At 67.0% G+C, this 19,261-nt stretch carries 27 protein-coding genes and 1 tRNA gene; 19 read left to right on the top strand and 9 right to left on the bottom strand.

Annotation, left to right across the window (positions count from 1 at the left end; genetic code table 11):
- Positions 1 to 12: 12 nt before the first annotated feature.
- The 4 genes from ACQZF9_RS00460 to ACQZF9_RS00445 form a co-directional block, all read right to left on the bottom strand.
- Positions 13 to 312 carry a DUF6587 family protein gene (locus ACQZF9_RS00460; RefSeq protein WP_428311314.1) on the bottom strand — a complete coding sequence of 100 codons (300 nt, stop codon included), beginning with the start codon at positions 310 to 312 and terminating at the stop codon, positions 13 to 15.
- Positions 309 to 2,144, bottom strand: coding sequence for a ferrous iron transporter B (gene feoB, locus ACQZF9_RS00455; protein WP_428311313.1), 1,836 nt, complete (start codon positions 2,142 to 2,144; stop codon positions 309 to 311). The genes ACQZF9_RS00460 and feoB overlap by 4 nt, the downstream gene beginning before the upstream one ends.
- A complete protein-coding gene (locus ACQZF9_RS00450) occupies positions 2,144 to 2,383 on the bottom strand; it encodes a FeoA family protein (protein ID WP_428311312.1) in 240 nt (79 codons plus the stop codon). Before ACQZF9_RS00450 ends, feoB begins: the two co-directional genes overlap by 1 nt.
- A gap of 204 nt (positions 2,384 to 2,587) precedes the next feature.
- The gene (locus ACQZF9_RS00445; protein WP_428313488.1) at positions 2,588 to 3,148 is read right to left on the bottom strand and encodes a thioredoxin family protein; all 561 of its coding nucleotides are present in this window, start codon (positions 3,146 to 3,148) and stop codon (positions 2,588 to 2,590) included.
- 127 nt (positions 3,149 to 3,275) lie between these two features.
- Here ACQZF9_RS00445 and ACQZF9_RS00440 point away from each other — a divergent pair, with 127 nt between their 5' ends.
- From ACQZF9_RS00440 to ACQZF9_RS00385, 12 genes are all read left to right on the top strand, one after another.
- On the top strand, positions 3,276 to 4,241 hold the full coding sequence (locus ACQZF9_RS00440; protein WP_428311311.1) for an alpha/beta hydrolase: 966 nt from the start codon (positions 3,276 to 3,278) through the stop codon (positions 4,239 to 4,241).
- A 198-nt stretch (positions 4,242 to 4,439) separates the two neighbouring features.
- Positions 4,440 to 5,063, top strand: coding sequence for a glycine zipper 2TM domain-containing protein (locus tag ACQZF9_RS00435; protein WP_428311310.1), 624 nt, complete (start codon positions 4,440 to 4,442; stop codon positions 5,061 to 5,063).
- Positions 5,064 to 5,126: 63 nt separating this feature from the next.
- Positions 5,127 to 5,351, top strand: a complete 225-nt coding sequence (locus ACQZF9_RS00430) for a hypothetical protein (protein WP_428311309.1) — start codon at positions 5,127 to 5,129, stop codon at positions 5,349 to 5,351.
- Between the two features lie 110 nt (positions 5,352 to 5,461).
- Positions 5,462 to 5,535: transfer RNA gene (locus ACQZF9_RS00425), tRNA-Gly, on the top strand.
- Between the two features lie 19 nt (positions 5,536 to 5,554).
- Positions 5,555 to 5,758 (top strand): sulfur carrier protein ThiS, encoded by a 204-nt coding sequence (gene thiS / locus ACQZF9_RS00420; RefSeq protein ID WP_428313487.1) that lies wholly within the window; start codon positions 5,555 to 5,557, stop codon positions 5,756 to 5,758.
- A gap of 18 nt (positions 5,759 to 5,776) precedes the next feature.
- Positions 5,777 to 6,589 (top strand): thiazole synthase, encoded by an 813-nt coding sequence (locus ACQZF9_RS00415; RefSeq protein ID WP_428311308.1) that lies wholly within the window; start codon positions 5,777 to 5,779, stop codon positions 6,587 to 6,589.
- Positions 6,586 to 7,197 (top strand): FMN-binding negative transcriptional regulator, encoded by a 612-nt coding sequence (locus ACQZF9_RS00410; RefSeq protein ID WP_428311307.1) that lies wholly within the window; start codon positions 6,586 to 6,588, stop codon positions 7,195 to 7,197. Before ACQZF9_RS00415 ends, ACQZF9_RS00410 begins: the two co-directional genes overlap by 4 nt.
- Positions 7,190 to 7,918: a tRNA (guanosine(46)-N7)-methyltransferase TrmB gene (gene trmB / locus ACQZF9_RS00405; protein WP_428311306.1), complete on the top strand. Its 729-nt coding sequence runs from the start codon at positions 7,190 to 7,192 to the stop codon at positions 7,916 to 7,918. The genes ACQZF9_RS00410 and trmB overlap by 8 nt, the downstream gene beginning before the upstream one ends.
- Before the next feature lie 128 nt (positions 7,919 to 8,046).
- Complete coding sequence (locus tag ACQZF9_RS00400; RefSeq protein ID WP_428311305.1) at positions 8,047 to 8,985, top strand: phosphoribulokinase; 939 nt, start codon at positions 8,047 to 8,049, stop codon at positions 8,983 to 8,985.
- Positions 8,986 to 9,054: 69 nt separating this feature from the next.
- Entirely contained in the window at positions 9,055 to 9,348 is a 294-nt protein-coding gene (locus tag ACQZF9_RS00395; RefSeq protein ID WP_428311304.1) for a DUF6763 family protein, read from the top strand.
- A gap of 50 nt (positions 9,349 to 9,398) precedes the next feature.
- Entirely contained in the window at positions 9,399 to 10,037 is a 639-nt protein-coding gene (locus ACQZF9_RS00390; RefSeq protein WP_428311303.1) for a GNAT family N-acetyltransferase, read from the top strand.
- Between the two features lie 44 nt (positions 10,038 to 10,081).
- Positions 10,082 to 10,666, top strand: a complete 585-nt coding sequence (locus tag ACQZF9_RS00385; protein ID WP_428311302.1) for a peroxiredoxin — start codon at positions 10,082 to 10,084, stop codon at positions 10,664 to 10,666.
- 2 nt (positions 10,667 to 10,668) lie between these two features.
- Here the strand turns inward: ACQZF9_RS00385 and ACQZF9_RS00380 are convergent, their stop codons facing one another.
- The gene (locus tag ACQZF9_RS00380; protein ID WP_428311301.1) at positions 10,669 to 12,018 is read right to left on the bottom strand and encodes an AmpG family muropeptide MFS transporter; all 1,350 of its coding nucleotides are present in this window, start codon (positions 12,016 to 12,018) and stop codon (positions 10,669 to 10,671) included.
- Positions 12,008 to 12,799, bottom strand: a complete 792-nt coding sequence (locus tag ACQZF9_RS00375; protein ID WP_428311300.1) for an exodeoxyribonuclease III — start codon at positions 12,797 to 12,799, stop codon at positions 12,008 to 12,010. The genes ACQZF9_RS00380 and ACQZF9_RS00375 overlap by 11 nt, the downstream gene beginning before the upstream one ends.
- 59 nt (positions 12,800 to 12,858) lie before the next feature.
- On the opposite strand from ACQZF9_RS00375, the gene pyrE reads away from it, so the two are divergent.
- On the top strand, positions 12,859 to 13,506 hold the full coding sequence (gene pyrE, locus ACQZF9_RS00370; protein WP_428311299.1) for an orotate phosphoribosyltransferase: 648 nt from the start codon (positions 12,859 to 12,861) through the stop codon (positions 13,504 to 13,506).
- A gap of 97 nt (positions 13,507 to 13,603) precedes the next feature.
- Here the strand turns inward: pyrE and argB are convergent, their stop codons facing one another.
- From argB to coaBC, 3 genes are all read right to left on the bottom strand, one after another.
- The gene (gene argB, locus ACQZF9_RS00365) at positions 13,604 to 14,470 is read right to left on the bottom strand and encodes an acetylglutamate kinase (protein WP_428313486.1); all 867 of its coding nucleotides are present in this window, start codon (positions 14,468 to 14,470) and stop codon (positions 13,604 to 13,606) included.
- A 129-nt stretch (positions 14,471 to 14,599) separates the two neighbouring features.
- On the bottom strand, positions 14,600 to 15,058 hold the full coding sequence (dut, locus tag ACQZF9_RS00360; RefSeq protein WP_428311298.1) for a dUTP diphosphatase: 459 nt from the start codon (positions 15,056 to 15,058) through the stop codon (positions 14,600 to 14,602).
- Positions 15,059 to 15,082: 24 nt separating this feature from the next.
- Positions 15,083 to 16,300 (bottom strand): bifunctional phosphopantothenoylcysteine decarboxylase/phosphopantothenate--cysteine ligase CoaBC, encoded by a 1,218-nt coding sequence (gene coaBC, locus ACQZF9_RS00355; protein ID WP_428311297.1) that lies wholly within the window; start codon positions 16,298 to 16,300, stop codon positions 15,083 to 15,085.
- Positions 16,301 to 16,371: 71 nt separating this feature from the next.
- Here coaBC and radC point away from each other — a divergent pair, with 71 nt between their 5' ends.
- The 6 genes from radC to rpmG all read left to right on the top strand — a co-directional run bounded on the left by radC (position 16,372) and on the right by rpmG (position 19,229).
- Positions 16,372 to 17,046: a RadC family protein gene (gene radC / locus ACQZF9_RS00350; protein ID WP_428311296.1), complete on the top strand. Its 675-nt coding sequence runs from the start codon at positions 16,372 to 16,374 to the stop codon at positions 17,044 to 17,046.
- A 122-nt stretch (positions 17,047 to 17,168) separates the two neighbouring features.
- Positions 17,169 to 17,546: a VOC family protein gene (locus ACQZF9_RS00345; RefSeq protein WP_428311295.1), complete on the top strand. Its 378-nt coding sequence runs from the start codon at positions 17,169 to 17,171 to the stop codon at positions 17,544 to 17,546.
- Positions 17,546 to 17,968, top strand: a complete 423-nt coding sequence (locus tag ACQZF9_RS00340; RefSeq protein ID WP_428311294.1) for an SRPBCC family protein — start codon at positions 17,546 to 17,548, stop codon at positions 17,966 to 17,968. Before ACQZF9_RS00345 ends, ACQZF9_RS00340 begins: the two co-directional genes overlap by 1 nt.
- 42 nt (positions 17,969 to 18,010) lie before the next feature.
- Positions 18,011 to 18,697 carry a helix-turn-helix transcriptional regulator gene (locus ACQZF9_RS00335; RefSeq protein ID WP_428311293.1) on the top strand — a complete coding sequence of 229 codons (687 nt, stop codon included), beginning with the start codon at positions 18,011 to 18,013 and terminating at the stop codon, positions 18,695 to 18,697.
- 114 nt (positions 18,698 to 18,811) lie between these two features.
- Positions 18,812 to 19,048, top strand: a complete 237-nt coding sequence (gene rpmB / locus ACQZF9_RS00330) for a 50S ribosomal protein L28 (protein ID WP_299698252.1) — start codon at positions 18,812 to 18,814, stop codon at positions 19,046 to 19,048.
- Between the two features lie 10 nt (positions 19,049 to 19,058).
- Complete coding sequence (gene rpmG / locus ACQZF9_RS00325; RefSeq protein WP_299698253.1) at positions 19,059 to 19,229, top strand: 50S ribosomal protein L33; 171 nt, start codon at positions 19,059 to 19,061, stop codon at positions 19,227 to 19,229.
- Positions 19,230 to 19,261: the final 32 nt, after the last annotated feature.

The following is a 19,261-nucleotide window of genomic DNA, read 5'->3' as shown; positions in this document are numbered from 1 at the left end:
GATTCCGACGCTTCAGTGCTTGCGATGGAAGATCAACGGCTGTTCGTTGGATTTTCTGTCGGAAGAAGCCGTACCGCAGCTACCGCAGCTGCCACAAGCGTCGTCGCCGCCGCTATGACAACCGCCGCCGGATTTCCCCGCCGGCTGCATCAGCGCCGCGGCGCGCGCGTGGCCACGCTGCGCCAGCTGCTTCGCCAGCCAGGCGCGCGGAACCGCCAGCAGCTTCGGCGCGTAACGGCCGAGCATGTAGAAGCCAGCCAGCAGCACGCAGGCGCCGATGATCAGGTACTGCACGAACACCGAAATCGTCATGAGCTCAAGGCCCTCGCGACCTGATACGTGATGAGTGAGGCCAGATACGCCAGCGCGAACAGGTAGCCGGCGGCGATGCCGACGCTTTTCCAGCTGTTGGTCTCGCGGCGGATCACCGCCAGCGTCGACATGCACTGCGGCGCGTACACGTACCAGGCGAGCAGCGACAGCGCCGTCGGCAGGCTCCATTGCGCGGCGATGATCGGCGACAGCGCCGCTTCGGCGGCGTCGCCAGTGGCCGACAGCGCATAGACCGTGGCCAGCGAAGCCACCGCGACTTCGCGCGCCGCCAGGCCGGGAATCAGCGCGACGCAGATCTGCCAGTTGAAGCCGATCGGCGCGAACACGTATTCCAGCCAGTGGCCGATGATGCCGGCGTAGCTGTAGTCGATCGCGTCGCCGACATGGCCCTCCGGCGCCGCCGGAAAGCTCGACAGAAACCACAGCAGCACGGTCAGCGACAGGATGATCGTGCCGACGCGCTTGACGAAGATCGAGCCGCGTTCCCACAGGCCGATCGCGAGATCGCGCAGGTTCGGCAGGCGATACGACGGCAGCTCCATCATCAGCGACTGCTCGGCGACATCGCGCTTGAAATACTTCATCACGTAGGCGACGACCGCGGCCGACACGATGCCCAGCGCATACAGGCCGAACATCACGATGCCCTGCAGATTGAACAGGCCGAGCACGTCGCGGCGCGGCACGAACGCGCCGATCAGCAGCGCGTATACCGGCAACCGCGCCGAGCAGGTCATCAACGGTGCGACCATGATCGTCGCCAGGCGCTCGCGCGGATCCTGGATGCTGCGCGTGGCCATGATGCCGGGAATCGCGCAGGCGAAACTCGACAGCAGCGGAATGAACGAGCGCCCGGTCAGGCCGGCGCCGACCATGATGCGATCGAGCAGGAACGCGGCGCGCGGCAGGTAGCCGGATTCCTCGAGCGCGAGGATGAAAAGAAACAGGATCAGAATCTGCGGCAGGAACACCAGCACGCTGCCGGCACCGGCGATGACGCCGTCGACGATCAGGCTGCGCAGCGGGCCATCGGGCATCGCGCTGCCGATGAAGCCGCCGATCGCCGACATCATCGTCTCGATGCCGTCCATCAGCGGCGCGGCCCAGGAGAACACTCCCTGGAACATCAGGAACATCACCACGCTGAGAATCAGCAGGCCGAACACCGGGTGCAGCAGCACGCGATCGGCGGCGGCGTCGAACGCGGCGATGCGATGCGGCATCGTCACCGTCGCGGCGAGCAGCTTGACGACCTTGGCATGCGCGTCGGCGCCTTCGACGGTCGGCTGCGGCAGCGCCGGCAAAGCGCTGTCGAGCTGCGCCAGAAGATTCGCGGCGCCGCCGCGTTTCACCGCGACGGTCTCGACGATAGTCACGCCGAGCATGTCCTGCAGCCTGGCGCGATCGATGACGATGCCGCGGCGCTTGGCCGCGTCGACCATGTTCAGCGCCAGCAGCATCGGCAGGCCGAGCTCCTGCAGCTCCAGCACGAAGCGCAGATGCAGGCGCAGGTTGGTCGCGTCGACCACGCAGACCAGCAGGTCGGGACGCTGCTCGCCGGTGAAGCGGCCCAGGCAGACGTCGCGCGTCACCGCCTCGTCCGGGCTGGTCGCGGCGAGGCTGTAGGCGCCGGGCAGATCGAGCACCTGCACCAGCTTGCCGCTGGCCGCGGTGTAGCGGCCCTCCTTGCGCTCGACGGTGACGCCGGCGTAGTTCGCGACCTTCTGACGGCTGCCGGTGAGCTGGTTGAACAGCGCGGTCTTGCCGCAGTTGGGGTTGCCGACCAGTGCGATGCGCAAGCCGGCGTCCATCAGGCGCTGTGCTCGACCCGCACGCGTGCGGCTTCGGCGCGGCGCAGCGCGAACTGGGTGAAGCCGATCTGGATCAGCATCGGATCGCCGCCGAAAGGCCCGTTCGCGACCACGCGCACCGCCTCACCCGCAACAAAACCCAGATCGCGCAGACGGCCGGCGATCGGGTCGGACTGGGCCACGTCATCGACGGTCAGGATCACGGCGGACACACCACGGGACAGTTCGGACAGCCGCATCGAAAGCGGGCTCGTTTAGTGAGATGAGAATTGTTCGCATTGTAGAGCAGATGTGGCCGGGCGGCACGGCGGCTCTGCTGCGGGTCCCTCGATACGCCGCTGCGCGGCTACTCGGGACGAACGGGGTTTCCGGCAAGCCGCGAAAAGCTCCGTTCGCCCCGAGTAGCGGGCTTCAGCCCGCGTATCGAGGGGCCAGACCGCGTTTCAAGCCTTCCACTTGATGCTGCAGCCCACGCTCGGCAGCGGATGCGGATCGCAGTCGCGCCCCTCCAGCAGCGCATCCAGTGCGGCCGCCAGATCATCGCCCGTCGCCGGCTTGCCATTGCCCGGCGTGGACTCGTCGAAGCGCCCGGCCCAGGCCAGGCTGCCGTCGGCGGCGAGCAGGTAAAAATCCGGCGTGCAGGCCGCGCCATAGGCGAGCGCCACCTGCTGGCTCTCGTCGTACAGGTAAGGGAAGCCGAAGCCGCGCGACGTCGCCAGCAGGCGCATCGCCGGCGGCGCGTCCTGCGGATAGCGGCTGACGTCGTTGCTGCTGATCGCGACGAAGGCGACGCCGCGGGCCTGATAGTCGTGCGCGCGGCGCAGCAGCGTGTCGAGCACGTGCAGCACGTACGGACAGTGGTTGCAGATGAAGGCGATCACGGTGATGCGCTGCTGGCGCCAGGCATGCAGGCCGAGCAGCTCGCCGCTGACCACGTCCGGCAACTTGAAGTCCGGCGCCGGCGCACCGCGCTGCAGGCTGAAACTGGATTCGGCTCGGGGCATGCGCATCGCGTCGGCAGAAAGGGCACTACCAGTGTCGCGTATCCGCGGGCGTGGCGGCCAGCGCTCGCCGCCGCGACGCGAAGCGCAGGCGCGGCGACCATGTTCAGCCACGGCGGCTGACGCCAAGGTGCGCGTCTTCAATAAGAACGTCCAGAACCCGATGCCCGCCTACGCCAACCCCAAGCCCGTGTCGATCCGCGCGCGCCTGCTTCGCCCGATGATCCGCCTGACCATCGGCCGCGTCATGAGCAGCCCGATGCCGCACGTCAAGCAGCGCCGCGCGCTGATCAAGTCCGCAGCCAGCATGAAGCTGTTTCATGCGCGCGGCGGCAAGATCAGCGAGCAGACCACGGCCGGCGTTCCCGGGCTGCTGGTGACGCCGACCGGCGCGTCCAGTGATCGCACACTGATCTATTTCCACGGTGGCGGCTACGCGGTCGGCGCACCGCAGCTGTACACCTCGATGGCGGCGCGCATCTCGCGTTTGACCGGCGCGCGCGTACTGCTGCCGTCGTACCGTCTGGCGCCCGAGCATCCGTTCCCGTCCGGGCTCGACGACGCGCTCGCGGTGTATCGCGCGGTGCTGGCGTCCGGCGTGCCGGCGCAGCACATCGCCTTCGGCGGCGACTCCGCCGGCGGCGGTCTGTCACTGGCCTGCGCGCTGGCCGCGCGCGATGCCGGCCTGCCGCAACCGGCCGCCATCGTCGCCTACTCGCCGTGGACAGACCTGACCACCAGCGGCGCCAGCATCAAGGGCAACGTGTCGACCGAACTGGTCCTGAGCCCGCGCGAGGCCGAGCGTTTTGTTGCTTCGTATCTCGGTGACCGCGACCGGACCCAGCCGCTGGCCTCGCCGCTGTTCGCCGACTACGCCGGCATCGCGCCGCTGCTGATCCAGGTATCCGCGCACGAAATCCTGTTCGACGATTCGCGGCGCCTCGCCGCCCGTGCCCGCGAAGCCGGCGTCGCGGTCGACCTGCAGATCTGGGACGGCGTCTGGCACGTCTGGCAGGCGATGCCGGCGCTGCTGCCGGAGGCCGATACCGCGCTGGCCGCCACGGCCGCATTCCTGCAGCAGCACTGGAGCCTGTGATTTAGAGTTGTAAATATTCCTTATTTTTGATTAAATAAAACAAGCAAAATGCGACATTCCACTCAGGTGTCATTCAGCCTGCCCGGTAAAGATAGCGACGTGTCGTTACAAACTGTTTTTTAATGCGGACGGGCCCCTAAAGCCGCCCGCCTTGGTCGCCTTCCCACCACGCTTCTAACGCTTCCCAAAGAGATTGCAATGAACAACAAAACGCTGTGCGCTGCGCTGGCTGCGCTGACCCTGCTGACCACCGCCTGCGCACCGCCGGCGGACAAGGAAGCTCAAGAAGCGGCGGATCAGGCCGCTACCCAGGCAGAGGAACTGGCGAAAGCCCAGGCCGATCTGGCGGCGGCGCAGGACGAGGCGGCAAAGAAGCAGGCCGAACTCGACGCCGCCAAGGCCCGTGCCGCCAAGGCCGAGCGCGCCGCGCGCCAGGAGCGCGCCGCCGAACAGCAGCAGCAGTACACGCCGCCGCCGGCCGCGGCGGTGTGCAACGACTGCGGCACGGTGGCGTCGATCAACGAAGTGCGCGCGCGCGGCGAAGGCACCGGCCTGGGTGCGGTCGCCGGTGCGGTGCTCGGTGGCGTGATCGGCCACCAGTTCGGTGGTGGCAAGGGCAAGGATGTGGCCACCGCGGGTGGCGCGGTGCTCGGCGGTGTCGCCGGCCATCAGGTTGAAAGGAGCGCTCGCGCATCGACGTATTACGAAGTCGGCGTGCGCATGGAAAATGGCGGTTATCAGACGGTAAAGGTTGCCAGCGCGGCGGGCATCCAGGTGGGCACTCCGGTTCGGGTCGACGGCAACGACCTGCAGCTGCGGTAAGCCCGCCCGGATCGAAAGCGCCGGCGGCTTGAACGCTGTCGGCGTGACGGGCGGAGAGCGGCAATGTTGAACTGGTTGATCGACGTGGCAACGATGACGGTCGGCGCGCTGTGCGTGGTTGCCTTTCTGTATGGGCTGGTCGCGCGCGACGAGGTCCGCCCCAAGCGCCAGTTCTCGCGGCTGGACCGGCGCGAGATCGAGCGCGGCGACCGCCGTCGCGAAGATCTCGGCCCGCCGACCCCGTTCGAGCGCCGCCTCGGCCCGCGCCGGGTCAGCGAAACGACCTGATTCGGCCGCTGCTTCAAGCCAGACAAAAGGCCCGCTGACGCGGGCCTTTTTCTTGTCCACAGCGCTGTCGCTTAACGGCGCTCGCCACGCGCCGCTACAATGGCGCCACCGCGGGTGTAGCTCAATGGTAGAGCTGCGGCTTCCCAAGCCGCTGACGCGGGTTCGATTCCCGTCACCCGCTCCACTGCCTTCGTCCCGTGACCATGATCATTCAGCTCAACGGCCAGCCTCGCGACGTGCCCGGCGAGTGCAGCGTGCTGCAGCTGATCGAGCAGCAGCTGCATCTGGCGGGCAAGCGGCTGGCGGTCGAAATCAACGGCGACATCATTCCGCGCTCGGGCTTTGCGAGCGCCCTGCTGCGCGACGGCGACCACGTCGAAATCGTGCAGGCCATCGGAGGCGGCTGAGCGGCCGCAGACAGACAAATGAATGCACAGACCATCCCCGACGCGCTGACCATCGCCGGTCGCCCGTATTCGTCGCGCCTGCTGGTCGGCACCGGCAAATACACCGACATGCAGCAGACGCGCGAGGCGATCGAGGCCAGCGGCGCGCAGATCGTGACGCTGGCGATCCGCCGCACGCCGTTTTTCCAGAATGCGGGCGGCCAGAACCCGAACGAACCCAACCTGCTCGACGTGATTCCGCCGTCGCGCTACACGCTGCTGCCGAACACGGCGGGCTGCTACACCGCCGAGGACGCGGTGCGCACCTGCCGGCTGGCGCGCGAGCTGCTGGACGGCCACAGATTAGTCAAGCTCGAAGTGCTCGGCGACGCCAGGACGCTGTACCCGGACGTGCCGGCGACGATCGAAGCGGCGAAGATTCTGGTCAAGGACGGCTTCGACGTGATGGTCTACACCAGCGACGATCCGATCATCTGCAAGCGCCTGGAAGAAATCGGCTGCGTCGCGGTGATGCCGCTGGCCGCGCCGATCGGCTCCGGCCTCGGCATCCAGAACCGTTACAACATCATGAGCATCGTCGAGAACGCGAAAGTGCCGATCATCGTCGACGCCGGCGTCGGCACCGCCAGCGATGCGGCGATCGCGATGGAGCTGGGCTGCCACGGCGTACTGATGAACACCGCGATCGCCGAGGCGCGCGATCCGGTGCTGATGGCCAGCGCGATGCGCCACGGCATCATCGCCGGCCGCGAAGCGTTTCTGGCAGGGCGCATGCCGCGCCGGCGCTATGCCTCCGCCTCGTCGCCGCTCGAAGGCCTGTCGCATCAGTGAGCCTTTACGCTCCCGCGCATTTCGCGCAGAGCGATCGCGCGGCCGCCGAGGCGCTGATCGCGGCGCATCCGTTCGCGACCCTGATCACCGCGCTCGACGGCGCCGAACCGCAGATCTCGCACCTGCCGTTGCTGCTCGAAGGCGATGCGCTGATCGGCCACCTGGCGAAAGCCAACCCGCACTGGCAGCGCTTCGAGCAAGGCACGACGATCGCGTCGACGATCGCAATTTTCCACGGCCCGCATGCCTACGTGTCGCCGCGCTGGTACGCCGAACCCGAGCGCAACGTACCAACCTGGAACTACGCGACCGTGCACGTCAGCGGTCAGCCGCAGCTGCTGGACCGCGACGCGGCGCGCAGCAGCCTGCTGAAACTGACCCAGGCTTTCGATCCGCAGTGGCAGGCCGACGAGGCGACGCTGCAACGGCTGCTGCCCGGCATCGTCGCGTTCCGCATGCCGGTCGCGCGCGTAGAGACCAAATTCAAGATGAGCCAGAACAAGACGGCGGATGATCAGCGCGGCGTGATCGCCGGCCTGCTCGCTGCCGACGACCGCGACGCGGCGAGCGTCGCGCAATGGATGAGGCAGAAGAGCCCGCATGGCTGAGCCGCAAAACCCGGAAGAAAACACCGTTGCCGAAGGCGACAGCGCCGCGCCGCAGCGGCGCATCCGCTCCTACGTGCGCCGCGAAGGCCGCATGACCGACGGCCAGAAATCCGCACTCGAAGATCTGTGGCCGCATTTCGGCATCGACCCACCGGCCGCGCCGCTGGACCTGGCCGCGATGTTCGGCCGCGAGGCGCCGCGCGTGTTCGAGATCGGCTTCGGCAACGGCGACCACCTGCTGTCGCGTGCGGCCAACGAACCCGGCCACGACTTCATCGGCGTCGAAGTGCACCGACCTGGCTGCGGTCGCGTGATGATGCATGCGCAGAAAACCGGGCTGAGCAATCTGCGCGTCTCCAGCCACGACGCGGTGGAAGTGCTGCGCGACTGGATACCGGCCGGCGCGCTCAGCGAGATCGTGATTTATTTCCCCGATCCCTGGCACAAGAGCCGCCACAACAAGCGCCGTCTGGTGCAGCCGCATTTCATGCCGCTGGTGACGCGTGCGCTGGCCAGCGGCGGCCTGCTACGCATGGCCACCGACTGGGAGCCTTACGCGCGGCACATGCTCGAGGTGGTGCGCGGCGTGCCGGAGCTGCTCAATCTGGCGCCCGACGGCGGTTATGCGCCGCGCGCTGAAACCCGGCCGAAAACCCGCTTTGAAGCCCGCGGCGAACGCCTAGGCCACGGCGTCTACGATCTGTTACTGCGCCGTAGCTGAAGTCCGATAGCCCGCCGGCTCGGCGGCATGCTATGAAACGTCGGCAAGGTCGGGCGAGAGCGTGTGAATTGCTCGGCTTTTGGCGCGATGTTCACGCAATCCTCACAGCTCAGCGACGGTCCTGCGTTATGACAGCCAGGCATCCCATCATCGGCGTCACCGGTTCCAGCGGTGCCGGCACCAGCACCGCGCTGCGTGCCTTCGAGCGGATGTGCGCGAGCCTGGCGATCAAGCCGGCGATCGTCGAGGGCGATGCCTTCCACGCCTACGACCGTGAAGGCAACCGCCGCGCGATCGCGCGCGCGCGCATCCGCGGCGAGCATTTCTCGCTGCTCGGGCCCGCCGGCAACCTGCTGCTGCGGCTGGAGACCTTGCTGCGTGAATACGGCGAGACCGGCAACGGCATCAGCCGCCGCTACCTGCACACCGAGGACGAGGCGAAGCTCGCGCGGCAAAGCGTCGGCACGTTCACGCCGTGGATGCCGATCACGCCGGACACCGACCTGCTGTTCTACGAAGGCCTGCACGGCGGCTACGTCGGCGAAGACGCGAACATCGCCGCGCACATGGATCTGCTGGTCGGCGTGGTGCCGATCGTCAACCTGGAATGGATACAGAAAATCCGCCGCGACAACGACGAGCGCGGCAGCACGCCGAGTGAAATCACCAGCACCATCCTGCGGCGCATGCCGGACTACGTGAACCACATCGCGCCGCAGTTCTCGCGCACCGACGTCAACTTTCAGCGCGTGCCGCTGGTGGATACCTCCAATCCGTTCGTCGTGCGCGAAATCCCCGGCAACGAGGAAAGCCTGGTGGTGATTCATTTCAACGAGCACACGCGGCTCAGTGCCGATCTGGACCTGTACGAATTCCAGATTCCCGGCGCGTTCAAATCCAATGCGCAGACGCTGGTGGTGCCGGGCGACCAGATCGAGACCGCGATGGAGGCGATCCTGATGCCGGCGCTGAAAAGCCTGCTGGCGCGGCGCGCGCAGGCGATCGCCACCGCCGGCGCGCAGCCGCCGCTGCCTCCGGCGCCATCGACGGATGCGGCCGCGGCTTGATGCATGCGCCTTTGCGGCGTAGAAGTAGGGCCATCGTTCGAGCAGCACAGCACGCACGGGAGCCGCAAAATGGCGCAATGGCTGAAGGAACCCAATGCCGGCGACTGGTATCAGTCGGCCGGCAATACGTTCGAGATCGTCGGTGTCGACGTCGCCAGCGAAATCGTGCTGGTACAGCACTTCGACGGCGCGCTCGAAGAGATCGAGTTCGACGCCTGGGCGGAACTGGAGGCCGTGCCCTGCGCCGCGCCCGAGGATTTTTCCGGCGCGCTGGATCTGGATGCCGAGGATCGCGAGATCGACCCGATCTCGTCGGCCGGCGACGACGACGCCTTCAAACGCCTGTACATCGATTCGCGATAACGCAGGCGGGCAAAAGCGCCGCCCCGGCGCAAAGGACAGCTGTGATTCTGGTGCCGACGCGGTGGTTCCAAACCTTCCGCACGCCGCGACTGCGGTCCGAATTCAAGTTCCGCCTCGACGACGGCACGCCGGTGCAGGTAAGGCCGCTGCAAGCCGACGACGCGCAGCGGCTGCGCGCCGGCTTTGCGCAAATGTCGCAGCTGGCGCGACGGCGGCGGTTTCTGGCCGACGTCAGCGAGCTCAGCGACCAGCAGATCAGCGAGTTCACCACGCTGGATCAGGTCGACCGTGCCGCCTGGGGTTGCATGAACCGCGAGCGGCCCAAGGAGCCCGGCGTCGGCGTGGCGCGTTATCAGCGGCTCAACGGCGATCGCAAATCCGCCGACGTCGCGATCACCGTGCTCGAGGAATATCAGGGCCGCGGCGCCGGCCTGCTGCTGCACGCCTGCCTGCATCTGACGGCGCATCGCGCCGGCATCCGCCGTTTCTATTACGACGTGCTGCGCGACAACCAGCGCTTCATCGCGCAGATCAAGGCACTCGGCGGCAGGTTCGAGGGCCGCGCGGAGAACATCGAGCGCTGGTCATTGCCGATCTATCACCGTGCCCGAGACGTGCCGGACGCGACCAGCATCGCGCGGCGCTTCTCCGAAATCCTGCTCAAGCTCGGCCGCGCGCCGGCGGCGTAACGGGTACAGTCGCCACTACGCTTTCATCATCACCGGACTCTCAAATGAAAAGCTCCCTGTTCGCCGCTGCCGCTTTGCTGTCGACCGCTTTCGCGATGCCCTCCTTCGCCGCGCTCAAGGAAGGCGACGCCGTCGGCAACTTCAAGGCCCAGGCCTCGCTGGCCGGCAAGAGCTTCGACTTCTCGCTGGCCGATTCGCTGAAGAAAGGCCCGGTCGTGGTGTACTTCTATCCTTCGGCCTACACCGGCGGCTGCAACGTGCAGGCGCATACCTTCGCGGTCAACGCCGACCAGTTCGCCGCGGCCGGCGCGACCATCATCGGCGTGTCGCTGGACAGCATCGCGCGGCTCAATGATTTCTCGAAAGACCCGGAATACTGCGCCGGCAAGTTCCCGGTCGCCTCCGACGCCGATGGCAAGATCGCCAAGTCCTTCGAGCTCAACGTCAAGGACGGCGCCGCCGGCATCAAGGACACGCGCGGCATCGAGATCAACCACGGCTTCGCCGAGCGCACGACGTTCGTGATCACGCCCGACGGCAAGGTCGCCAACGTGATCGGCGGGCTCGCGCCGGCGGCGAATGTGGAGCAGGCGCTGGTGGCGGTGAAGGCGCTTTCGGCGAAGAAGTAGCGCTATTCGGCAAGGCTTGCAGACGTCGGCGCGACCGCGCGCCGACGTACCAGCACCATACACAGCAGCAGAGCCGGAATGCCGATCACCGCGGTGCCGGTGAAGAACAGCGCATACGCGCCCATCAGACCGCGGCTTGGCTCCAACGCTTCGACGATGCCGCCGGACACCACTTTGGCCAGCTTGCCGGGCAGTGCATAGAACGAACTCAGCAATGCGTACTGGGTTGCGGTATAGCCCAGGCTGGTCAGGCTCGACATGTACGCGACCAGCGCGGTGCCGGCGAAGCCGGTCGAGAAATTGTCGATCGCCATCACGATAGAAAACAGCGGCACGTCGGCGCCGTGATACGCCAGCGCCGCGAAAGCCAGATTCGAGCCCGGGCCGACCACCGCACCGATCAGCAGCGTCGGCACGAAACCGAAACGCACCGCGCACAGACCGCCGGCGGCGATGCCGGCGATCGACGCGATCAGGCCGATCGAACTGCGCACCGCGCCGACCACTTCCTTGGCAAAACCCAGATCCTTGTAGAACGGATTGGCCATCGGCCCCATCGCGAAATCTGGCAACCGGTACAACGCGACCGCGAGCAGCATCAGCAGCGCCCAGCGGCCGTGCTCGCGAAAGAACGCGATGAATGGCCCGGCGATCGCGTCGAACAAGCCGCGCGCGGTCCACAGCGTCGGCGCGCGGTCCTTGAGCGCGCTGCTGGTGGGCTCGATCGCACGCAGCGTCGCATACAGCCCGAGCAGCATCAGCACCGCCATCAGGCCATAGGAAGCCGACCAGCCGAGAAAGCCGGCCAGGATCAGGATCAGCGAATCGGCGATCAGCAGCGCGGCGCGATAACCCGTCTGGAACGCCGCGGTCAGCAAGCCCTGTTCGTCGTCGCTGGCAGCGCTTTCGATACGCCAGGCATCGATCACGATGTCCTGCGTGGCGCTGCCAAAAGCGGCAATCAACGCCAGCAATCCGAAGCGCGTCAGCCCATGCTCGGGGCCGACCAGCGCCATCGCGGCGAGCCCGCAGAATACGACCAGTTGTGCCAGCGCCATCCAGCCGCGGCGACGGCCAAGCCACGCTCCGAACAGAGGCGCATCGGCCTTGTCGATCAGCGGTGCCCACAGGAATTTCAGCGAATAGGCCAGGCCGACACCGGACAGCACACCAATCGCCGACAAAGCGACGCCGTCGTCGCGCAACCAGAAACCCAGCGTGTTGCCGACCAGCATGAACGGCAGGCCCGATGAAAAGCCGAGCATCAGCGTGACGCGAACCCGCGCCTGCTTCAGCGCACGCGCCACGTCGCGCCAACCGGCGCGGCGCGGCGCTGGCGCGTCAGACGGCATAGTCGATGATCAGCGGCGCATGGTCGGAAAAACGAGTGGTCTTGTGCACGTGTGCGCTGCGCAGTTTCTCGCGCAGGTCCGGCGTGATCAGCTGGTAGTCGATGCGCCATCCCACGTTGTTGGCGAACGCATTGCCGCGGTTCGACCACCAGGTGTAGCCCTCGCCTTCGGCCTCGGGATGCAGCACGCGGAACGCGTCGACCCAGCCGACGTTGTCGAGCACGTCGCTCATCCACGCGCGCTCGTGCGGCAGGAAGCCGGAGTTCTTCTGGTTGCTGCGCCAGTTCTTCAGATCCTTCTGCGTATGCGCAATGTTCCAGTCGCCGCAGATCACGTAGGAGCGGCCCTCGCCCATCATCTCGCGCAGTTTCGGCTCGAAGAATGTGAGGAAGCGATCCTTGCTCTCCTGGCGCTCCGGCCCGGCCGAGCCCGAAGGCAGGTACAGCGAAATCACCGACAGGTCGCCGAAACGCGTTTCGATGTAGCGGCCCTCGTCGTCGAATTCGGTCGCGCCCAAGCTGGTCAGCACCGCATTGGGCTTGGCGCGCGAATAGATCGCGGTGCCGCTGTAGCCCTTGCGCAGCGCGCTGTTGAAATGCGCGTGCCAGCCCTTGGGCGCGAAAGTGTCCAGGCCTTCGAGATCGGCCGGCTGCGCCTTGATCTCCTGCAGGCACAGCACGTCGGCGTTCTGTTGCTCCAGCCAGTCGAACATGCCCTTGTTGGCGGCCGAGCGGATGCCGTTGCAGTTCAGGCTGATGATGCGCAGCGATGATTTTTTCATCCGCTGAGTTTGCCGCAAAACATACAATGGGCGGAACGCTCGCCACGATTGCCCTGCAGATGAAACCGCACCAGACCGCCTTTCTCGAACTCGCCCTCGAACACGAGGTGCTGAAATTCGGCTCGTTCACGCTCAAGTCCGGGCGCATCAGCCCGTACTTCTTCAACCTCGGCAAGATCGCCAGCGGCGCCGGCCTGCGCCGCCTGGCCGGCGCTTATGCGGATGCGCTGCTCGCCTCCGGCGTCGAGTTCGACCTGCTGTTCGGCCCGGCCTACAAGGGCATCCCGCTGGTCGCCGCGATCGCCTACGCGCTGGCCGAGCGCGGCCGCGACCTGCCGTTCGCCTACAACCGCAAGGAGGCCAAGGACCACGGCGAAGGCGGCGTGCTGGTCGGCGCGGCGGTGGCCGGCAAGCGCGTGGTCATCGTCGACGACGTGCTCACCGCCGGCACCGCGCTGCGCCAGTCGCATGCCTTGCTGCGCGATTCCGGCGCGACCACGGTCGCGGCGATGACCGCGCTGGATCGGCAGGAAGTCGGCCCGAACGGACGCTCGGCGGTACAGGAGCTGGCGGCCGAAGCCGGGATCGCGGTGCTGCCGCTGGTCACGGTGCGCGACCTGCTGGCGCATCTGACGAGCAGCGGCGGCGATGCGGGCACGATCGCGGCGATCAATGCGTATCAGGCGCAGTACGGCGTGAAAGACTGAGCTGCACCTGTAGGAGCGGGCTTGCCCGCGACAGCGGCTGCGACGGCACAGTCGCGGGCAAGCCCGCTCCTACAGGTGCAGCGGCGACACCGGCCGCTCAACCCCTGATCAGCGTGCCGATGCCTTCGTTGGTGAACAGCTCCAGCAGCACCGAGTGGTCGGTGCGTCCGTCGATGATCACCGCGCTCTTGACGCCGCTGGCGACCGCGTCGAGTGCGCACTGGATCTTCGGCAGCATGCCGCCGTAGATCGTGCCGTCGGCGATCAGGCCCTGCACCTGTTGCACGGTCAGGCCGGTCAGCACGTTGCCGGCCTTGTCCATGACGCCGGGAATATTCGTCAGCAGCATCAGCTTCTCGGCCTGCAGCACCGAGGCGAGCTTGCCGGCAACCAGGTCGGCGTTGATGTTGAAAGCCTCGCCCTGCGCGCCGAAACCGATCGGCGCAATGACCGGGATGAAGCCGCCGGCCTCCAGATGCTTGACCACGCGCGGATCGATCGCCTCGACGTCGCCGACCTGGCCGAGATCCTCACCGCCCGGCACCACCAGCTTCTTCGCGCGGATCAGGCCGCCGTCCTTGCCGGACAGGCCCACAGCCTGGCCGCCGGCCTGGTTGATCGCGGACACGATCGCCTTGTTGACCAGGCCGCCGAGCATCATCTCGACCACGTCCATGGTCTCGTCGTCGGTGACGCGCATGCCGTCGACGAAGCGCGAGCTCTTGCCCAGCTTGTCCAGATGCGCGCCGATCTGCGGGCCGCCGCCGTGGACGACGATCGGGTGCATGCCGACCTTGTTCATCAGCACGATGTCGCGCGCGAACGAGGCGATCATGTCGTCGCCCTTCATCGCGTTGCCGCCGTATTTCACGACCAGGGTCTTGCCCGAAAAACGGCGGATGTACGGCAGCGCCTCGGTCAAAACACGGGCGGTGGTCTGGGCGTTGCTCAGGTCGATCGGCATTTGAATGCGGATGTTGTCGGGGTATAGCGCGGTGAGGATTTCGGGAACACCCATGTCGGACTCGCGGCGTTTTGGATGCCGGCAGTCTGTGACGTAGTGATGCCCCGCTCGTTACGAATTCGTGGCGCTTCAGTGACGCCCGGTGTGGCCAAAGCCGCCGCTTCCGCGCTGGCTGGCCTGGAACTCGCTGACCATCTCGAAGTCGGCGCGCACCACCGGCACCAGCACCAGCTGCGCGATGCGCTCGCCCGGCGCCATGCTGAAGCTCGTATCGCCGCGGTTCCAGCAGCTGACCATCAGCTCGCCCTGGTAGTCGGAGTCGATCAGGCCCACCAGATTGCCGAGCACGATGCCGTGCTTATGGCCGAGGCCCGAGCGCGGCAGGATGATCGCGGCCAGCGACGGGTCGGCGATGTAGATCGCCATGCCGGTCTTGATCAGCGTGGTCTGGCCGGGCGCCAGTTCCAGCGGCGCCTCTAACATCGCGCGCAAATCCAGGCCCGCGGCGCCGTCGGTGGCGTAGCCCGGCAGCGGATAGTCGCGGCCCAGGCGCGGATCGAGGATTTTCAGCTGGATCTTCTGTGACATTTTATTGTTTTCGGTTTCGCTTGTTTATTTTTTGACGCTGCGCTGCTGCGCGATCAGCTTCACCAGATCGCGCGCGACCTGCGCCTTGCTAGCCTGCGGCAGCTCCTGGCCGCCGCCATTCCAGTAGACGTGCAGGCTGTTGTCTTCGGCATCGAACGCGCGGCCGCCGCCGACCCAGTTGGCGGCGATCATGTCGAGGCCCTTGCGCTGCAGCTTGCCGCGCGCGTGCTCCTCCAGCTTCTCGGTTTCGGCGGCGAAGCCGACCACGAACAGGTCCTGGTAAGTTCTGCGCACGGTCGCCAGCACGTCGTCGGTGCGCGACAGCGCCAGGCTCAGCTCGGCGTCGTTTTTCTTGATTTTCTGCTCGGCGACCGCCGCCGCACGATAGTCCGCGACCGCGGCCGCGGCGACGAAGATCTGCGCGTCGGCGCTGGCGGCCAGCGCGGCTTGCAGCATGTCGGCCGCGGATTCGATGTCGATGCGGCTGACGCCGGTCGGAGTCGCCAGGTTGGTCGGCCCGGAGATCAGCGTGACTCGTGCGCCCTGGTCGCGCAGCGCCTCGGCGACCGCGTAGCCCTGCTTGCCGGAGCTGCGGTTGCTGAGGAAGCGCACCGGGTCCAGCGGCTCGCGCGTCGGGCCGGCGGTGACCACCGCATGCAGGCCCTTGAGCGGGCCGGACGACAGCAGGTCCGCGACGTTGGCGCGAATGTCGAGCGGCTCGCGCATGCGGCCTTCGCCGACTTCGCCGCAGGCCTGAAAGCCGGCACCGGGGCCGAGCACCTGGATGCCGCGCGAGCTCAGCGTCGCGACATTGGCCTGCGTCGCCGCGTTCGCCCACATCAGCCGGTTCATCGCGGGGGCGACCGCGATCGGCTTGTCGGTCGCCAGGCACAGGGTCGACAGCAGATCGTCGGCCGCGCCGTGCACCAGCTTGGCGATGAAGTTGGCCGTGGCCGGCGCGATCAGGATCAGATCCGGCCAGCGTGCCAGCTCGATATGCCCCATCGCCGCCTCGGCGGCCGCGTCCCACAGCGACGAGCGCACCGGCTTGCCGGACAGCGCCTGGAAGGTCGGCGCACCGACGAAATGCAGCGCCGAGTCGGTCATCACCACTTGCACGTCGGCGCCGGCTTCGATCAGCCGGCGCGTCAGATCCGCCGCCTTGTAGGCCGCGATGCCGCCGGTGACGCCGAGCAGAATCCGGCGGCCATGCAGCGAGGGAATGTTGGCTCTCTGTGACATGGCGCGGATTCTAGCGTTTTGCGCACTTATAAATTCCGCTCTGGGGAATCTTTGACGAGGCGGCAACGACGATGAGCATCCGCGACTGGCCGGCGGGCGAGCGCCCGCGCGAGAAACTGCTGGAGCGCGGCGCGGCGGCGCTGAGCGATGCCGAACTGCTGGCGATCTTCCTGCGCACCGGCATGGCCGGTAAAAGCGCGGTCGATCTGGCGCGCGGGCTGCTGACGCGTTTCGACGGCCTGCGCGGGCTGCTGGCCGCGGATCGCGCGCAGTTCTGCGCCGCCAAGGGCCTGGGCGACGCCAAGTACGCGCAGCTGCAGGCGGTGCTCGAAATGGGCCGGCGCCACCTGGGCGAGGAAATCCGCCAGCGCGAGGCGCTGAACGACCCCAAGACCGTGCGCCGCTTCCTGCAGACGCGGCTGCGCGACCTCGACCGCGAAGTGTTCGCGGCGCTGTTCCTGGATACGCAGCACCGGCTGCTGGCTTATGAAGAGCTGTCGGTCGGAACGCTGGACAGCGCCGCGGTGTATCCGCGCGAGGTGGTCAAGGCGGCGCTGAAATGCGCGGCCTCGGCGGTGATCTTTGCGCACAACCATCCCAGCGGTGTGGCCGAGCCGTCGGCCTCGGACCGCCTGCTGACCGAGCGGCTGACGCAGGCGCTGCGGCTGATCGACGTGCGCGTGCTGGATCACTTCGTCGTCGGCGAGGCGGCGCCGGTGTCGTTTGCGGAGCGGGGTTGGTTGTGACTCGCAGGCCTTGAGTCGCGGACAGGGTCCGCTCCTACAAAGGCGCACCTCTGTACACGCCCGAGGCCTCTACTGACATCAGCCTGTCAGCAGCGCGGGCCGACACTGCACCGCCAACTGCAATGGAGCTGCCCATGATCCTCGGCCTGCGAACCGCCATCTACCCCGCGCCCGATCTTGCCGCCGCCAAGGCCTGGTACACGAAAGTGTTCGGCGTCCCGCCTTATTACGACCAACCCTACTACGTCGGCTTCGCGGTCGGCGGCTTCGAGCTCGGCCTGCTGCCGGACGCGATCCCCGGCGCCGACGGCGCTCAGGCGTTCTGGGGCGTCGACAACGCCGAGGCCGAATACGCGCGGCTGCTGGAGCTGGGTGCCAGGGACCTGGAGCCGCCGCACGACGTCGGCGACGGCATCAAGGTCGGCTCGGTGCTCGATCCTTTCGGCAACCGCCTGAGCCTCATCGAAAACCCGCTGTTCGACACCCGCAGCGTGCGCTGATGAATGCGCCGACGCCGACTTGGCGTGACGAGCGCCGCATCGACATCCACGCGATGCCGCAGCGGATCTGGCAGCTGTTCGTCGACGTCGCCGGCTGGCCGCAGTGGAACGCCGGCATCGAGCGCATCGAGCTGCACGGCGTCTTTGCCGGCGGCAGCTGCCTGGTAATTCAGCCGCCCGGCGAAGACCCGTTCGCCAGCCGCCTGCTCGAGGTACGCGAGAACCAGGGCTTCACCGACGAGACCGTGCTGCACGGCACGCGCCTGCGCGTGCATCACCTGATCGAACCGCTGGACGCACGGCGCACACGCGTGGTGTTCCGCACCGAAGTCTGCGGGCCGTTCGCGGCCGATCTCGGCGCAGCGGCGACCGAGGATTTCGGCGAGGTGCTGGCCGCGCTGAAACAGCACGCCGAGCGCTGATGCCGCTCGATGCCAGCGCGCCGGCCGCTTTAAGCTGTCGGCATGCGCCGCGCCGACCGCCTGTTCCGTATCGTCCAGTACCTGCGCGGCCGGCGCCTGACCACGGCCGCGCAGCTGTCCGGCTGGCTGCAGGTGTCGATGCGCACGGTGTACCGCGACGTGCGCGACCTGACGCTGTCGGGCGTGCCGATCGAGGGCGAGGCCGGCGTCGGCTACCGGCTGGGCGCCGGCTATGACCTGCCGCCGCTGATGTTCGACAAGCCCGAGCTGCAGGCCCTGGCCGCCGGCGCGCGCATCGTCCAGGTCTGGTCCGGGCCGGAAACCGCCAGCGCCGCCGCCTCGGCGCTGGCCAAGATCGCCGCCGCGCTGCCGGAAGACGCGCGCATCGAGCTGGAGCGGACCCGGCTGTATGCGCCGTCCTTCACCTCGCCGGTGCCGGGCGGCCTGTTCGACCGCCTGCACCAGGCGATCAGCCAGCGAGAGGTGATGCGCCTGGGCGAGTACCGCGACCAGCAGGACGCGCTCAGCGAGCGCTGCGTCTGGCCGCTGGGACTGTACTTCTGGGGCGCGGCCTGGACCCTGGCCGGCTGGTGCGAGCTGCGCGACAATTTTCGCCAGTTCCGCATCGACCGTATCGGCTCGCTGGCGCCGGCCGGGCGGCACTATCCCGACCAGGACGGGCGCCGGATCGAGGATTTCGTGCGCTTCGCGCGCAGCGACCGCGGCTGAGCCAGGCTGAAACCCTTGCCGCTGCCGGACTTCGCTGGTATCTTTCGCGACCCTTTTCGGGCCCCTGATGTTTTTGGGTCTGATTCGCGCCCTTTTCAGCTTCGAGGTTGTGTCATGTCCAAAGTCTGTCAGGTCACCGGCAAAAAGCCGCTGGTCGGCAATACGGTTTCTCACGCGAACAATCGCCGCCGTCGCCGTTTTGAACCGAACCTGCATACCCATCGTTTCTGGGTCGAGGCCGAGAAGAAGTTCATCTCGCTGCGCGTGTCGAATCACGGCCTGCGCATCATCGACAAGAAGGGCATCGACGTCGTGCTCGCCGACATTCGCAAGAATGGCGTGAAGGTCTAAGGAGCTAGCCATGGCCAAGAAAAAAGAACGCGAAAAGATCAAGCTGATCTCGACCGCCGACACCGGGTTCTTCTACACCACGACGAAGAACAAGAAGAACACCCCGGACAAATTCGAGTTCAAGAAATACGACCCGATCGTGCGCAAGCACGTCGTGTTCAAGGAAGCGAAGATCAAGTAAGCCGATCCGTCGCCTGCATGGCGACGGCATCG

The sequence above is a fragment of the Hydrocarboniphaga sp. genome, from assembly GCF_965279055.1.
In the GTDB taxonomy this organism is placed as follows: domain Bacteria; phylum Pseudomonadota; class Gammaproteobacteria; order Nevskiales; family Nevskiaceae; genus Hydrocarboniphaga.
The sequence above is the reverse complement of the archived record's forward strand: the minus strand, read 5'-3'. Positions and strand labels throughout refer to the sequence as shown.